This window comes from Citrobacter sp. LUTT5 (genome assembly GCF_009905315.1).
Classification (GTDB): Bacteria; Pseudomonadota; Gammaproteobacteria; order Enterobacterales; family Enterobacteriaceae; genus Citrobacter; species Citrobacter freundii.
The window spans coordinates 749,370-765,006 of record NZ_CP047606.1; the positions used below are offsets into that span (position 1 = coordinate 749,370).

13 protein-coding genes are annotated in these 15,637 nt (G+C 46.5%); 6 read left to right on the forward strand and 7 right to left on the reverse strand.

What is annotated here, in order from left to right; translation table 11 throughout:
• The first annotated feature begins 7 nt into the window (after positions 1 to 7).
• On the forward strand, positions 8 to 1,867 hold the full coding sequence (gene gss, locus GUC46_RS03625; RefSeq protein ID WP_003838200.1) for a bifunctional glutathionylspermidine amidase/synthase: 1,860 nt from the start codon (positions 8 to 10) through the stop codon (positions 1,865 to 1,867).
• Between the two features lie 661 nt (positions 1,868 to 2,528).
• Here the strand turns inward: gss and GUC46_RS03630 are convergent.
• From GUC46_RS03630 to GUC46_RS03660, 7 genes are all read right to left on the reverse strand, one after another.
• Positions 2,529 to 3,269 (reverse strand): peptidoglycan recognition family protein, encoded by a 741-nt coding sequence (locus GUC46_RS03630; RefSeq protein WP_044713748.1) that lies wholly within the window; start codon positions 3,267 to 3,269, stop codon positions 2,529 to 2,531.
• Positions 3,270 to 3,421: 152 nt separating this feature from the next.
• On the reverse strand, positions 3,422 to 4,537 hold the full coding sequence (locus GUC46_RS03635; protein ID WP_160179765.1) for a hypothetical protein: 1,116 nt from the start codon (positions 4,535 to 4,537) through the stop codon (positions 3,422 to 3,424).
• A 438-nt stretch (positions 4,538 to 4,975) separates the two neighbouring features.
• Complete coding sequence (locus tag GUC46_RS03640) at positions 4,976 to 5,149, reverse strand: hypothetical protein (protein ID WP_160179768.1); 174 nt, start codon at positions 5,147 to 5,149, stop codon at positions 4,976 to 4,978.
• Between the two features lie 390 nt (positions 5,150 to 5,539).
• Positions 5,540 to 5,869, reverse strand: coding sequence for a hypothetical protein (locus tag GUC46_RS03645; protein ID WP_044713752.1), 330 nt, complete (start codon positions 5,867 to 5,869; stop codon positions 5,540 to 5,542).
• Position 5,870: 1 nt separating this feature from the next.
• A complete protein-coding gene (locus tag GUC46_RS03650) occupies positions 5,871 to 6,899 on the reverse strand; it encodes a PAAR domain-containing protein (protein ID WP_121572030.1) in 1,029 nt (342 codons plus the stop codon).
• A gap of 34 nt (positions 6,900 to 6,933) precedes the next feature.
• Positions 6,934 to 8,910: a type VI secretion system tip protein VgrG gene (locus GUC46_RS03655; RefSeq protein ID WP_160180766.1), complete on the reverse strand. Its 1,977-nt coding sequence runs from the start codon at positions 8,908 to 8,910 to the stop codon at positions 6,934 to 6,936.
• A gap of 227 nt (positions 8,911 to 9,137) precedes the next feature.
• Entirely contained in the window at positions 9,138 to 9,656 is a 519-nt protein-coding gene (locus GUC46_RS03660; RefSeq protein WP_044713754.1) for an Hcp family type VI secretion system effector, read from the reverse strand.
• 666 nt (positions 9,657 to 10,322) lie between these two features.
• Between GUC46_RS03660 and tssB the strand changes: the two genes are divergently transcribed.
• From tssB to tssG, 5 genes are read left to right on the forward strand one after another with little or no spacing between them, the layout of a single operon-like run.
• Positions 10,323 to 10,832, forward strand: a complete 510-nt coding sequence (gene tssB, locus GUC46_RS03665) for a type VI secretion system contractile sheath small subunit (RefSeq protein ID WP_044713755.1) — start codon at positions 10,323 to 10,325, stop codon at positions 10,830 to 10,832.
• Positions 10,833 to 10,854: 22 nt separating this feature from the next.
• Complete coding sequence (gene tssC / locus GUC46_RS03670; RefSeq protein WP_044713757.1) at positions 10,855 to 12,339, forward strand: type VI secretion system contractile sheath large subunit; 1,485 nt, start codon at positions 10,855 to 10,857, stop codon at positions 12,337 to 12,339.
• An 8-nt stretch (positions 12,340 to 12,347) separates the two neighbouring features.
• Entirely contained in the window at positions 12,348 to 12,770 is a 423-nt protein-coding gene (gene tssE / locus GUC46_RS03675; RefSeq protein ID WP_370686184.1) for a type VI secretion system baseplate subunit TssE, read from the forward strand.
• Positions 12,771 to 12,772: 2 nt separating this feature from the next.
• Complete coding sequence (tssF, locus tag GUC46_RS03680) at positions 12,773 to 14,608, forward strand: type VI secretion system baseplate subunit TssF (protein WP_044713761.1); 1,836 nt, start codon at positions 12,773 to 12,775, stop codon at positions 14,606 to 14,608.
• On the forward strand, positions 14,575 to 15,621 hold the full coding sequence (gene tssG / locus GUC46_RS03685) for a type VI secretion system baseplate subunit TssG (protein WP_071684649.1): 1,047 nt from the start codon (positions 14,575 to 14,577) through the stop codon (positions 15,619 to 15,621). Before tssF ends, tssG begins: the two co-directional genes overlap by 34 nt.
• Positions 15,622 to 15,637: the final 16 nt, after the last annotated feature.

The following is a 15,637-nucleotide window of genomic DNA, read 5'->3' on the forward strand; positions in this document are numbered from 1 at the left end:
AAGGTGCATGAGCAAAGGAACGACCAGTCAGGATGCCCCATTCGGGACATTATTGGGCTACGCCCCAGGTGGCGTAGCAATCTACTCTTCAGATTACAGCTCCCTCGACCCACGGGACTACGACGATGATGCGGCATTTCGCAGCTATATCGACGACGAATACATGGGCCACAAATGGCAGTGCGTAGAGTTCGCACGCCGCTTTCTCTTCCTTAACTATGGCGTGGTCTTCACCGATGTAGGCATGGCCTGGGAGATCTTCTCCTTACGCTTCCTACGTGAAGTGGTGAATGACAATATCCTGCCGTTACAGGCATTTCCCAATGGTTCACCCCGCGCACCGGTAGCAGGCGCGTTGCTTATCTGGCAAAAAGGCGGCGAATTTAAAGATACCGGCCATGTGGCGGTCGTCACCCAGTTGCTGGAAAACAAAATCCGTATTGCCGAACAGAACGTGCTCCATACGCCGCTGCCTCCCGGACAGCAGTGGACCCGCGAGCTGGAGATGGTGGTTGAAAACGGTTGCTACACCCTGAGGGATACCTTTGACGACACCACCATCCTTGGCTGGATGATCCAGACCGAGGATACTCGTTACAGCCTGCCGCAGCCGGAGATCGCCAGTGACTCACTGAAAATTGGCGGCGCGCGACTGGAAGATAACGGGCAGTTTGACGGTAAATGGCTGGATGAACAGGATCCGCTGCAAAAAGCCTACGTGCTGGCGAATGGGCATGTGATTAATCAGGATCCGCATCAGTACTTCACCATTACCGAAAGTGCCGAGCAGGAGCTGATCAAAGCCACTAACGAGCTGCACCTGATGTACTTGCACGCGACCGACAAGGTGCTGAAAGACGATAACTTGCTGGCGCTGTTCGATATTCCGAAAATCCTCTGGCCGCGCCTGCGCCTTTCCTGGCAGCGTCGTCGGCATCATATGATTACGGGTCGTATGGATTTCTGTATGGATGAACGTGGACTGAAGGTGTATGAGTACAACGCCGATTCCGCCTCGTGCCATACCGAAGCTGGCTTGATTCTCGAAAGATGGGCCGAGCGTGGCTACACAGGGCAGGGACACAACCCGGCTGAAGGGTTGATCAACGAACTGGCGGGTGCCTGGAAGCACAGCCGCGCACGTCCGTTTGTCCACATCATGCAGGATAAGGATATCGAAGAAAACTATCACGCGCAGTTTATGCAGCAGGCGCTGCGTCAGGCCGGGTTTGACAGCAAAATTCTGCGTGGCCTCGATGAGCTACGTTGGGATGATGCCGGTCAACTGATTGACGGTGACGGCCGCCTGGTGAACTGTGTCTGGAAAACCTGGGCGTGGGAAACCGCGATTGAGCAGGTGCGAGAGGTCAGCGAAACGGAGTACGCCGCGGTACCAATTCGTACCGGGCATACGAATCAGGAAGTGCGTTTAATCGACGTGTTGCTGCGCCCGGAAGTGCTGGTCTTCGAACCTCTGTGGACGGTGATCCCAGGCAACAAAGCGATATTGCCAATCCTCTGGCAGCTTTTCCCGCACCACCGCTATCTGCTTGATACCGATTTCACTGTTAATGAAGAGCTGGCACAAACCGGTTATGCGGTGAAACCCATTGCAGGACGTTGTGGCAGCAACATCGATCTGGTGAGCCATCAGGAAGAGCTATTGGATAAAACCAGCGGTAAGTTTGCCGAGCAGAAGAACATTTATCAGCAGCTTTGGTGTCTGCCAAACATTGCCGGTAAATATATTCAGGTTTGTACCTTCACCGTAGGCGGTAACTACGGCGGTACCTGCCTGCGCGGCGATGAGTCGCTGGTGATTAAGAAAGAGAGCGATATCGAGCCGCTGATTGTGGTGAAGGAATAATCGCAACCCCCTGTGGTGGTGATGTTGCCAGCACGGGGGGCTTTGTCGGGAATAATTTTATTGATGAGCTTATTCCATTAGGATAGTTTTAAGCCAGACAGTGCTCGAAATCATCATATAACATGTATATGCACAGATATTCATATCGCTGTCCGACTCCTGACTGACTTCAACAATTACGCTTGGTGAGATAGGTCTAACGTTATATGTTTGCGTTCACAATATTGAGAAAGCATCTAGGTGTAATATAATATTTTATTATATGAGTTTCGAGCGTCATATAATGATATGTGGCATTGTTTATTTTGGTATGTAAAATCCATTGTCAATAAGCTTTTTTGCTATTTGCTTTCTACACTCGGGTAATTTGGTTCCATATCTTGCCTGGCAGTAATTATGTAATTCATTATATTTACCATTCGGTAAGGACGAGTTGGTTAGTATTTCAGCAGGCGACACAGGTATTTCGAAAATTAATTTTAACGACATGGTGTGCTTAATGAAAAATATCGGAACCCAAGGTGACGCACCTTCTTCATAGTATGGCTGCTTATCTATGCCAATTATAAAATATAAAAAAACAGGTAAAATAATAAAATTACGAAATGAAAAAATGCGCATTATGGCACCTTGCTCAAGGATGTTGATTTTACATTTAAAATCACTGTTTTTGAGGGGACTCTAGCTTGTACTTTTTCCTGAGATTGGCTGCAATCTGAAGACCATAAGTTCCTGGACAAGCCCGACCTAAGGCATTTAAAGAAGCAAACTCCCTGTGCCCTCCTAATTGTTTGATTGGGAAAGATTTTATTAGTGTTTTAACTAAAGCATCAATAGTCTTTTTCTGATTATCTGTAGGTATATCAACAGATGAATCCCAGTCATCCTTAACCTGTCCAGCAAACTCACTTAATGATCCCCATCGAGATGGCCCATGTTGTGATGCTTCACCAGATACACTAAAATCTGATAAAAAAACCACGCCAATTTTTCCTGTATTTTCCCCCTTTAGATGGGCACCTTTTTCTCGTATATCCAAAGCCTCATAAATTACACCTGTACAATCTATGGCATAATGATAACTTAAATGTTTAAAACTTTTGATGTCAGTTTCTTCAGCCTGACGCATTTTAACTACTCCATCCGTATCACAGGAGTAGCTATTTCCTGCATGATGTATCACAATTGCAGAATAGTCCCAATCCTTGCCATCAGTTCCTGGGGCTTTTTTTGCATTCCAGTCACTTCGTGTTCTGATAGTTATTCCGGCTTCTCGTAAGTCAGAAAATATGGCCTCCCTTACTCTGGTTTTTTTTTCATTTTCCTCTACTATGGACTCTGATATTGCATCAAGTCCTTTATGAATTAACTCTTCAGTTACTTTATAATACTCATTGTTCATATTAAAACCATTTATATATTTTTGATGATTTGGAGCACGCCCGAAACCAGTTTTCTCACCAGGGTATGCATTTTAAATGTTCCTTATCAGGACAAAGAGTCACCACTACAGCCCAGGCAGTTATTCGCAGCTAAAAGCAGTGGCCCTGTAAACTACTTCTGTCCATAGAAATTATCTTCATAAGATAAATCGTAATTATTTAAAGAATTAATGATTATATCCATCGTTCGTTTTACCACTGCCCATGACATAAAGCTTGACGTTCTGTTTGCCGATATCCCAATAAAATAAAACCAGGCATTCTCAATCCGGCCAGCGGACACAACCAGTTCACCATTACGATTATGTTCATTGCTTACACTGAACGTACCCGACCACAGTTCAGATATATTCTTATTAAAAATATTCCGTTCTTCATTTAGGCTAAATTCATTTATCACGGAATACTTATCATCTTTTAATTTTTTAACAATTAAATCACAAATTATTTCTTTGTTAATCACGGCGTTATCACATAAAAAATAGCCACTAATATCTCCAGATATTTTTTCTGCCCCTTTCTGAGATAAATAAAAATAACTCATTTTTTCATTATTATATCGTTCTGTATACTGCCATGAATTCGGATAAAAAAATGAATAATCTGACGGTATATCTAAATTTATGCTTTTAAGTTCTTCTGCCAGATGCCATTTTGAATCATTAATCAAAGTAAAAAACTTGATGCAATGAAGAAAACTCTCTGCCAACGACTCATAATTTTTATGGGGGCAACTGGCTTTTACCATAATTAGATTGGCTCCTTTATGTTCGAAATCATAATTTTTGAACACTCTAATCCTGGATATTATTTTATCGCTGTCAAACTCATTGCTTGTTAATACATCAGAATATTTACCACTAACACTATAATTGTCTTTACGGTTAATAATCTTTTCGCCAAGAAGGGATAATATCTTATCAAGCCAGTCACTGGCGTCAATATCATTCTTTATATGTTCATAAACCACATTTACCTCCATAAATGAAGATTGATATTCAGGTATGGTTTGGTAACTGCCAATGATATTAACTCCGTCCAATCCATCAACAGATGTTGGTTCTATAATAATAGGTCTGACTGCCAGCGGAAGCAGTATTTTATAATGTAAACTCTTTGAGTTTGCGGAAGTATAACGACAACGCCAGAAATGTTTTTCCTGATAATCAAAGCTGTACGTTATTTTTTCAGGAAAATAAAAAACATCATTTTTATCGAAGATGCTCATCTATCTCTCCATTTTCAATGTTAAACGACATTAAAAAAATCAAATAATTTTCTTAACTCAGCAATAAGTACACAAATACACCAAAAATTAAACAACATTTTAATGCAAGTAGATAGCTTTACTTTGTACTTAAAAACCATTTTATAGGCTGCTTGTCAATATTACTCTTATTATGTATTTCATGACACGAGGTTGCTTTATCACAAAAAAAGGCTGCCAATGAAAAAAACCGTAAAATATATGGTAGCATAGACAGATATAAAAATAATATCTCAAATGACAATCCCTCCCATATGGATGAGATGTTATCAATCCAACGTTGTGCTGTAAATCCAGATAAATAAAATATGACAATACCTAAAAAAACTAAAAACACGATTATTATAAAATGGATGAAAAACTTTTAACGATCTTAATATACGGAAGAGTTTTTTCATGTCATCCACCAATAATAATATTTGACATGCCGGATAATATTGTACCAGATTTTGATGAAGTAAACCCTAATCTTTTACTCAAAGGAACATCATTAAAAGGTCCAAATTGAACCTCAACATCACCTTTCAGTCCAAGTACGAGTGCCAATTCACCTCCTGTTTTTAATTTTAACATTATATTATCAGTATCTAACCATCCTCCAGCAGATCCAGCCAGCCCCACAGATCCCGCACTGCAACCAAGAGAACCTTTTAATCTAAAATATTTTTACTCCCGCTGCTGAAACTTCTCCCTTTGCAGCAGCTGCCTCAGCACCTAATTCACCGCCAAATCCATAAAGTGACTCATTACTGTCATATGTTATGGTTACTCCCCGGACAGTAACGGTCCCAGTAAACAGGAACAGGATCCATACTAATAGGCTTGACAGTTAACGGAAGTAGTATTTTATAATGTAAACTATTTGAGTTTGTAGATGTATAACGACAACGCCAAAAATGCTTTTCTTGATAATTGAATTTGTATGTAATTTTCTCCTAAAAAAACCATCATTGTTATACATTTTCATAATCCCTCGGATTTCAACACAAGAAAAACTATTATTGCATATCCAACGTTGAATATTATCTTATAAGAATAAATCACGTCATGTTTATTCTCAATAAAATATTTAACGGGTTGTTTTTGAAGTCCTCTTTTATTGTTTCTTTGATGAAAGGAAGAGATGTTATCAGCGATTAGCTCGATGAAGGAAAAAATAGAAAAATAAATAAATAAATATCCTCCCAGTAAAAGAAATACATTTTTTAGTGCTGGGATTTTAAAGCTAAAAAAAGAAAAGAATAAAAAACAAATCACACCAAATAAAATTTTGCGTAATTTTTCAAAGAGCATGTTACCCCCCTATAATCACCGTATCCAAGCCGGAAATAACGGTTCCAGAATCGATACCAAAAAGAGATGCTAAAAGAGGTGCGAAAGGTCCAATTTCAGCTTCAACATCCCCCCCAATCCCCAGAAGGGCAGCAACTTCACCTACAAACTCTACTTTTAATAGTATATCATCTGTATCATATACTACACTAGCACCGCCACTAGCGCCAACAGAGCCCGCCGAACCAGAAATAGTTGCCTTTGTTTTCAAATATTTTGACTCGGCAGCAATATTTATATCTCCTTTTGCAATAGCAGCTTCAGCACCAAGTTCAGTTTTGAATCCATATTGATGCTCTTCTTCATCATTAATTATTTGACTTCCAGCTTTAGCTTCTGCTGAACCAATGGTTCCTACAGCATCCACTTCTGTATAATTACCACTTCCTTGTGTTCCTGCGCTAAGGCCAATATTCCCAGAAAGTCCAGTCGCACTTAAATCGACACCAAATGAGCTACCCTTATTTCCATTTGTTGTCTCAGTAGTCATTTCCGTTTTGCCGACTGTACCTCCCATCTTAAAATTAACACCACTATTGCCTATGGAATGGTTTAATTGAAACTCCTCAACGACAGCTTTAATATTTGCAGTATCAAAATTTCCATTACCATCTGAATCTGATAATTGTGATGAGGCTAATAAAACACTCATCTGAAATTCATCTGGATTTTTTACTTTTACCGTTCCATCTTCATTCGTATTTTTATCTAATGTTACATAGTTATATTCCGGCGGTTTAGGTGTTTTTGTTGGTGGCAATGATTTTTTACCACAGACAACCTTATCTCCCTTTCTGGCTGCGGGCATTCCATTTATTATAACTGTTTTAGAACCTTCACTAATTACACCTGATCCATGCTCTTTACAAACAAAAGTATCTCCCATACGTGCAGCCGGGAAGCCTCCTGTTGAAACGTTGCTACTACCAGATGTTATTGGACCATCATGCCCGGCCGTATCTGCCGTTTGTCTTGCTGCGTCCTTACCCATATCGCATTCTCTTATGTGGTAATAACTAATTTACTTATGGATTTAATTTCAACATGCCACCGGTCAGCACCTGCTCTTCACTACCATCTGCTGATAATTTTTTGGTATTGACATGATATTCATCCTTCGCAATATTCTTAATTATTTTTCCACTAATTGTAATTTCACCATTTTCCAACAAGGTAATACTCGACTCCCCACAAATAAATTCGATCTTTTCTTCTGAAGAAACACTGATGATTTTTTTAACCTTTATTGTTTGCTTTCCTTCATGAAGAGTAATTTCCTGATCTCCTTTATTTACATCAGTTTTTTTATTTCCTTCCGTAATTTCGGTGATCTGATTATTAACTACTGTTGTTTTTTGATCATTCGCCACGATCACTTTCTGATCATGTCCATCTTCCTTCTTACTCCCCACATTCACCGTCTGCCCTACCACCACCGTTTCCGTATGGTTGTTGTTCACAGTCGTCGTCCTGTCATGCAGCACCTCAGTCGTCATGTCTTTCTGTGCGTGCATATACAGCTCTTCCTTCCCCGTCGCATCCTCAAAACGCAGTTCGTTAAACCCGTCTCCCTTGTAGGTTTTTGAACGAATGGTCATCTGCGTCTTCGTCCCCGGCAGGCTCCCCGGCGAGCGGTTATCCTGGTGATAGGTACGCCCCATGATAATTGGCTGGTCCGGGTCGCCGTTCAGAAAATCCACGATAACCTCCTGGCCCACCCTCGGTATCGCCAGGTTGCCGAACCCCGTTCCCGCCCACGCCTGCGACACCCTCACCCAGCACGAACTGTCCTCATTCCCCGGACAATAACGGTCCCAGTGAAAACGTATCCGCACTCGTCCATGTTTGTCACAAAAAATCTCCTCTCCCGCAGGCCCCGTCACTATTGCACTCTGCGGACCATCTACTGAGGGTTTGGGCTGCGGTGGTACGCGCCAGGTTCTGTCCGCAGGTATTACCTCAAAGCGATTACTGAGCGTGGTGCCTTCACCCTGGCTGCCGTGCAGTGCCTGCGGCTGCTCACCCACCAGCACACTCTTCACTACCTGCCATTCCCGGTTCAGTGTCTCCGACGGATGTCCTGACAGTGTGAACCGTTTCCCCGCCCACAGCTTCGCTGAGTTACTCAGCCCTGTCGCCATCTCCGCATCATTTCGCCACCCTTCTGTCTGGTAACGCGCAAACGCCTGCCCGTGCGACTCGTCCTTGAACCGCCCCGGATAATCAAATATCTCATACTGCGTCTGTTGCCCGTTCAGGTGCTCACCGTCATGCTCGTAGTATCCCGGCCATCCAGGCGTTTTGAATGTATAATCCTGCGTCTCCACGGATGAAGGCCGTATCTGCGCGTGGTAGCGGAACTGGCTGATGTACTCCACTGACACTTCCGTACTGATGTTCGGGTTAAACGGCAACGGCGCTTTCAGTGCCGACGCCCCCGCCACATTGTCGGTCAGTACCAGCTTCTGGTCTGTACTGTCCGTTGCGTGCCAGTCATAAAAGAAAATACCTTCTTCCGACAACAGCCGCGTCAGAAATGCCAGGTCACTCTCTCCGTACTGCACGCAGAACTCCCGCGCCAGATGTCCCTCATAAAACACCGGCGTCCATCCCGTCACGCCGTTTTCATCCAACAGGGTGGAGGTGATTGTCTGGATATCCTGCTGCTGGAAAATACGGAAGTTCTGGCGCAGCCCGCAGCGCCACAAGGGCGGGGCGATAATCAGGTGGTATCCCATCTGCCAGTGGTTGTTTTCACTCATGGTTACTGCTGTGACAATACCGCTGACACTGCGCTGGGCCTCCATTCCCTGCCAGACCGTCAGTACCGCATTCTTTTCCAGAAAATCCGTTGCCGCTAGGTCCGGCAGGTCACTGGCAATATCCACCTTCAGCATGAAGGTTCTGGAATAATGCTGCACCAGCCGGAAACTCACCACCGCCGTGGACGTCTCCTTCAGTCCGTCTATATTCAGCGTAAAACGCAGACCTTTTAATGACATATTTGACCTCCCTGGTTCACAGGAAAAAAGAGACAGTCGCTGGGCAGCAACTATGACCAGTACAGTGTTACGCCTGCATTCAGGCACGCTACCGCCGAAGTTTCCGGCATCCGCCATCTCCCGTAAAAACGTAACCCCTTACTGGCACTGACTTTTTAATTTCGACACAATAAAAAACAGCACCCTGCCCGTAAGGACAGAATGCTGTCAGTTCAAACAACTCGCATTTACGCTTCCAGCGGCGCACGCCAGTCATCAGCACCGGAGGTGCCTGACTTGATGTGCTCCCATTCAACTTTACGATAAGCCAGTTTTACGGCGAGCAACTGCGTGAACTCGCGCTGCATCGGGTCTTGGCAGTGCGGCATATGCAGGTTCATATCCACAATGGTCGCATCGGTCAGGCGGGTGGTGAAATAGTGCTCCTGCTTGCCTTCGATGCTGGTACGCCACCAGTGCATTTCCACTTTCGGCAGCATTTCACCGGATGCCAGCGCGTTGTACATCAGCGGGACGGCCTTGTTCAGCGCCACGGTGAAGATGAACGGCTTGTGGGCGCGCTGGCCGCTTGGCTGGCCGGACTGCGGGTCAGTAGGGACGGTTACGTTATGCAGAAATTCCTGCACTAGCATCTCGTCTTCGTGGCCCTGCACATAGATGTTACCGACAGAATCCGCGGTGAATGCGCCTGCAGTAATGTTGCCCTGGGTCTGGCCTGTAATTGATATGTAACATGGTGTTGGCATTTTATTAACTCCTTTGGTGTTGTCTCAGCGACTGTTACTGTCACCTGCCGTTAGCCTGCGGCGGGCAACGTTGCGTGGTTCACTCCGGGAACCGCCTTTTTCGTATCCACCGCAAATAAGCAAAATTGTGCGGTCAGGTAACGCGAAACCAGTTAAGTCTGTATTTAAATACATGTGCGGATATCCATTTTCCATTCCTCAGTACGTGTCCATGATATATTTTAAATGGATATTTCTGAATCATGAACAATATTATATTCGTCAATTTTTACATCAATTAAAACTCCAATTGACGATTTTTTTTCGAGTGCGACAAATTAATTATCAAGATTAATGTTTTCGTTTTTATTATTCATATGATTTATAAAATAATATTTTAATATCCTTTTTTAGAGATGGTTAATTAAAGGCTATATATGTATAACTTATTGTTTTTACAATGGTTGAATTGTAATTAATAAATGGTCTGTTATTGAGATTCTTGTAAGGATACCCCCCTTTCATTAGAAGAAAAAGTGCTTTTAAAATATTTTTATGGGCGTAAGATGTAAATTGCAGAAGGTGTGAGAATCTATTTAAATTGCCACCGGAACGGCATTGCCTGTTTTTTTATTAATAAGGAATGCTGTATTCATGGTATGGACGATAACCTGACGGACTATTCTAATGAGCAGCAGAAAAAACAATGATGCCGGTGGCAGTATTGCACCCAAAGAACGTGTAAACATAAAATTCAAGCCAAAAACTGGAAATCAGACTGCGGAAGTGGAACTGCCGCTTAATCTGCTGGTGACAGGCAACCTGACCGGAGGGGCGGATGACACACCGCTGGATGAACGTCAGCCAATTGCCATCAATCGTAATAATTTTAACGCCGTCCTGGAACAAGCGGGTGTCGGACGTGAGTTCACGGTTCCCTCTGCGCTCAGTGAAACGTCTGATGCATGCATGAGCGTCAACCTGAAAGTGAAATCCCTGGCCGATCTTACGCCGGACAACATCGCCACCCAGGTGCCGGAACTCAAAAAACTACTGGAACTACGCGAAGCGCTGGTTGCACTGAAAGGCCCGATGGGTAATCTGCCCGCCTTCCGCGCCCAGATTAAGGCGTTGTTGGATAACGAAGAAAGCCGCGAGCAGTTGATCGCGGAGCTGGGTCTTGCTGGCCGGAAATAACACTTTGTACAAGGATTTCAGTATGTCAGAAACTATCTTACCGGAAGTATTTGCTTCCCCCATGCCAGTCGCTGCACCTGGCCTGCTTGATGAAATCATGGCGCAGACCCGTTTTAAACCGGAGTCAGAAAGTTACGATATCGCCCGCCAGGGTGTGACAGCTTTTATCAGCGCGCTGTTGCAGAGCGACGATGAAGCGGAGCCTGTCGATATTCTGGCGGTCAATGCAATGATTGCCGACATTGATGCGCGCATGGGGCACCAGATGGATTTAATCCTTCATGCCCCGGAATTTCAGGAACTGGAGTCATTTCTGCGTTCGCTGAAACTGTTGGTAGACCATGCCGATCCACGTGAAAATATCAAAATTCATCTGCTGCACGCCTGCAGGGAAGAGCTACTGGATGATTTTGAATTTGCCCCAGAAATCACTCAGTCCGGGTTCTATAAGCACGTTTACTCCAGCGGGTTTGGTCAGTTTGGCGGCGAGCCAGTGGCGGCTGTTATTGGTAACTATGCCTTTGAAAACACGGCCGCAGATATGAAGCTGCTTAAGTATATCAGCGCGGTCAGTGCGATGGCTCATTGCCCGTTCCTGTCTTCGGTATCCCCTGAGTTCTTTGGGCTGGAATCATTTACCGAGCTTCCTGGCATTAAAGACGTTGCCGCTATTTTTGAAGGCCCTGCCTACACAAAATGGCGCTCGCTGCGCGAATCAGAAGATGCTCGTAATCTCGGTCTGACGGCACCTCGTTTCCTCTTGCGTCACCCTTATGCACCGGATGAAAATCCCGTTAAAAGCTTTAATTATCATGAAAAAGTCAGTAAAAATCATGAGCATTATTTGTGGGGAAATACCGCGTTCCTTCTGGCAGCCAACATGGCTGAAAGCTTCATGTCAACCCGCTGGTGCCCAAATATCGTCGGCCCGCAAAGCGGTGGAGCGGTAAAGGATTTGCCGGTGCATTTATATGAGGCTATGGGTCAGCTTCAGGCTAAAATTCCGACCGAAATCCTTATCACCGACAGGCGGGAGTATGAGCTGGCAGAGCAGGGATTTATCAGCCTGACGATGCGCAAAAATTCTGATAATGCTGCATTTTTCTCCGCCAACTCGGTTCAGAAACCAAAAGTCTTCCCCAGCACCCCGGAAGGGAAAGAGGCCGAAACCAACTACAAACTCGGCACCCAGCTTCCTTATCTTTTTGTTATCAACAGACTGGCGCATTACATCAAAGTTCTGCAACGCGAGCAACTTGGCTCATGGAAAGAAAGAGGCGACCTGGAACGAGAGTTGAACACCTGGATCCGCCAGTATGTGGCCGACCAGGAAAACCCGCCTTCTGACGTACGCAGTCGTAAACCGTTGCGCCAGGCGAAGATTGAAGTCTCTGATGTTGAAGGGGAACCTGGCTGGTATCAGGTGGCCCTGAGCGTGCGTCCGCACTTCAAATATATGGGGGCATCATTTGAATTGTCCCTGGTGGGACGTCTGGACAGGGAATAAGTACCATGATAACGGAGCGGGAGTCGGGGAGTAGTTTGTTTGAGCGTATCAGTGAGGCGGTGAACCCGCCTCCGCGCCAGCGCCCGAAAGCGGCGTTGTTGCATTCTGTACGCAATAACCTGTGCAATATTCTCAACACCCGTTCCGGCAGTTGTTATGGTTCACCGGAACTGGGGATCCCGGATTTCAATGATGAATCCCTGGCGTCTCAAAATCTCAGGGTGGCGACAGCCCGGATTATCCGGACATGTATCCTGCGCTATGAGCCACGGATTGCCGACATTGCTGTTACCTCCGGGGCACAGGACGAATATGCGCCATTTGAACTGTGTTTTCATATTGTGGCGTATATGGATTTTCACGGCAGCAGGGACGTTCTGGAATTTAACATTCTGTTGGATAACCATCAGCACTGGTCGGTGGAGGGGTAGGGATGCCGTTTGAAGAGAGCTATTACCGGGAAGAACTGGACTATCTGCGCCAGCTCGGCAAGCTTCTGGCGCGGGAAAAGCCGCATCTGGCCCGTTTCCTGGCTGAAAAGGAAGGCGATCCGGATGTGGAGCGCCTGATGGAGGCTTTCGCCTTTCTTTCCGGCGGCCTGCGACAAAAGCTGGAGGATGAGTTTCCTGAATTTTCTCACGGACTCATCAATATGCTGTGGGCGAATTACCTGCGCCCGGTGCCTGCCATGACCATCATTGAATACAAACCGGCTGCGTCACAATTTTCTGCACCAGCTAAAGTTTGTCGCGATGAACTCATCAGTTCTGGTGTCGTCCGGGTGGAGTCTTCTGGCCGAAAAAAAGTGCTGGCTGACGATAATGCTGAAGCCCTTCCGGGATGCCATTTTACGCTGGCGCGTGATACTTGGTTACAGCCTCTCCATATTCGCGATGTGCGTAATACCAGCAGCCTGAAAAAAGGCGTTATTGAGATTGATTTTTTCACGGAAGGCACCATTTCATCCCGGTCGCTGGATCTGAGTAAACTTACCTTCTGGCTGGGTAATGAGGATGATTATACCCGCCATCAGCTTTATCTGTGGTTCAGCGAACGGCTGATGGATGCTGAACTGGTGGCCGGTGACAGGCGGCTGCCTCTGCCGGATTTATGGCTGGAGGCTGCGGGGTTTGAGCGCGAAGATGCGTTGTTGCCGTGGCCGAAAAATGTTCACAACGGCTATCGCGTTCTTCAGGAGTATTTTTGCTACCCGGAGAGCTTTTTCTTCTTTCACCTGCGCGACGTCGCTCCATTGCCGGAGGATTTCCCGGTAAGCGCCTTTACGCTACGGCTGCATTTTAACCAGCCGTTACCGGTGGACAGTAAACTACGGCAGAACTCACTGCGTCTTTACTGTACCCCCGCAGTGAATCTGTTCCGGCATTATGCAGAGCCGGTCAACCCGGACGGTAGCGCACCACAGTATCCACTAAGCGTCAGTCATAAGCATCCGGATTATTATGATATCTTCCAGGTGAAATCTGTTTCCAGCAAGGTCGCTGTCTCTGATGGCGTTCCGAGTCTGGGGGAACGAGAGCGACAGTGGCCTGAATTTGAGAGCTTTCAGCATCAGATTGAATACAGCCAACAGCGCGAAGTGGTTTACTGGCATCACCGGACAAAAACCTCGTTGTTTCACCGGGGTCTGGAGCATTCCATTGCTTTCGTTCATGCCGATGGCCATCAGCCCGATCTTTCACAACTAAGCAAAGAAGTTATCACGACTTCGCTGGTCTGCACCAACCGGAAGCTCCCTTCTTTATTACACACCGGGGATATCTGCGTTGCGGTCGATAAAAATCCGGCGGTGGCTTCCTTCAGTAACGTTACACGACCGACGCGCCAGCTTTACCCGGTCACGGATGGCGACATGCACTGGTCGCTGATTTCCTGTATGAACCTGAATTATCTCTCCCTGCTCGACCGCGAGGCGCTGATTCAGGTGATGCGCACTTTCGATTTGCCGGGCATTCATCATCCACAGCAGGCCCGTCTTTCCACCCAGAAGCTGGATGCCATTGAAAAGCTCGACACTCGCCCGGTTGACCGCCTGTTTAAAGGTGTTCCAGTCAGGGGACTCGCCACCACGCTGTGGATAAATCCCGCCCCCTTTGTCTGCGCGGGTGAAATCTATCTGCTGGGCAACGTGCTGTCTCACTTCTTTGCCTTGTACGCCAGTATCAATTCCTTTCACTGTCTCAAAATTATTAACACGGAAAGTCAGGAGGCCTGGGAATGGCAGCACACCGGCCAGCATGCCCTGATGTAGGGGCGCATGACGCTTTCCCAGCAGACGTGCGTGGGATGAATTTCTATGTCCTGATGGATGCGTTCTACCGCCGGTACGGTGAACCAGACCAGGAGCCGTCCCTGCGCACAGAGCCTGCACAGGAAGTGGCGCTGTTCAAATCCGACGCCAGCATTGCCTTTCCGGGAAGCGACCTGACATCGCTGACACGTAGCAACGCAGGCCAGTTCACGCTGACCACCAAATTTCTGGGCTTCTCCGGCAGCCAGTCGCCGCTGCCAGGCTATTACCTTGATCGCATGGCGCGGGAATCGGCGCAGAATGAAGAGGGGCTGGCAGCATTTCTCGATTTGTTCAGCCACCGCTGGACGCAGTTTGCGTACCATGCCTGGCGCAAATACCGCTATCACATCTGTTTTCGCAACGGCGGTACGGATGTGTTTTCACAGCGCATGTATGCGCTGGTGGGGCTGGGCAATAAAAGCGTGCGCGATAAACTGGCCATCAACCACAGCAAGATGCTGGCCTACGCCGGTATCCTGGCAACGCCGGGGCGCTCGCCGGATGTAGTGCGCAACCTGGTGTCCCACTGTTTTGATCTGCCGGATGTCACCATTGAGAACTGGCTGCTGCGTAAAGTGCCGGTCGATCCTGACCAGCAAAACCGACTGGGCGTACGTCACCTGAAAAAGAAAACCGCCGGGTATGTTCCCGGACGCTCGGTTATCGGCATCAATTTTACTCTGGGTGCGAGAGTTCCGGATCGTAGCGGCAAATTCCTGCTGCGGATAGGCGGCCTGTCAATGTCGCGTTATCTCTCGCTTTTACCGAATGGCGATAACCATGACGCGCTGAAGATGTTTATCTCCTTCCTGTTGCGTGATCAACTTGCTTGGGATTTACAACTAGATCTGGCACCGGATCAAGCGCAGGGAATGCGGCTGGGCGACCGCGCCAGTTCCTGTATCAAACGCACGGCGTTTATCGGTAAGCCGAAAATACCGCCATCCATCACTCTCCACATCAGGGACTAATTTTATGGAGCCGCAT

Excerpts from the sequence above, each read along its gene's own strand:
- tssF (WP_044713761.1), top strand. The coding sequence starts at position 12,773 with ATGCCGTTTGAAGAGAGCTATTACCGGGAAGAACTGGACTATCTGCGC.
- GUC46_RS03630 (WP_044713748.1), bottom strand. The coding sequence starts at position 3,269 with ATGAACAATGAGTATTATAAAGTAACTGAAGAGTTAATTCATAAAGGA.
- GUC46_RS03660 (WP_044713754.1), bottom strand. The coding sequence starts at position 9,656 with ATGCCAACACCATGTTACATATCAATTACAGGCCAGACCCAGGGCAAC.
- GUC46_RS03640 (WP_160179768.1), bottom strand. The coding sequence starts at position 5,149 with ATGTTAAAATTAAAAACAGGAGGTGAATTGGCACTCGTACTTGGACTG.
- tssG (WP_071684649.1), top strand. The coding sequence starts at position 14,575 with ATGGCAGCACACCGGCCAGCATGCCCTGATGTAGGGGCGCATGACGCT.
- GUC46_RS03645 (WP_044713752.1), bottom strand. The coding sequence starts at position 5,869 with ATGCTCTTTGAAAAATTACGCAAAATTTTATTTGGTGTGATTTGTTTT.
- tssC (WP_044713757.1), top strand. The coding sequence starts at position 10,855 with ATGTCAGAAACTATCTTACCGGAAGTATTTGCTTCCCCCATGCCAGTC.
- gss (WP_003838200.1), top strand. The coding sequence starts at position 8 with ATGAGCAAAGGAACGACCAGTCAGGATGCCCCATTCGGGACATTATTG.
- GUC46_RS03650 (WP_121572030.1), bottom strand. The coding sequence starts at position 6,899 with ATGGGTAAGGACGCAGCAAGACAAACGGCAGATACGGCCGGGCATGAT.
- GUC46_RS03655 (WP_160180766.1), bottom strand. The coding sequence starts at position 8,910 with ATGTCATTAAAAGGTCTGCGTTTTACGCTGAATATAGACGGACTGAAG.
- tssB (WP_044713755.1), top strand. The coding sequence starts at position 10,323 with ATGAGCAGCAGAAAAAACAATGATGCCGGTGGCAGTATTGCACCCAAA.
- GUC46_RS03635 (WP_160179765.1), bottom strand. The coding sequence starts at position 4,537 with ATGAGCATCTTCGATAAAAATGATGTTTTTTATTTTCCTGAAAAAATA.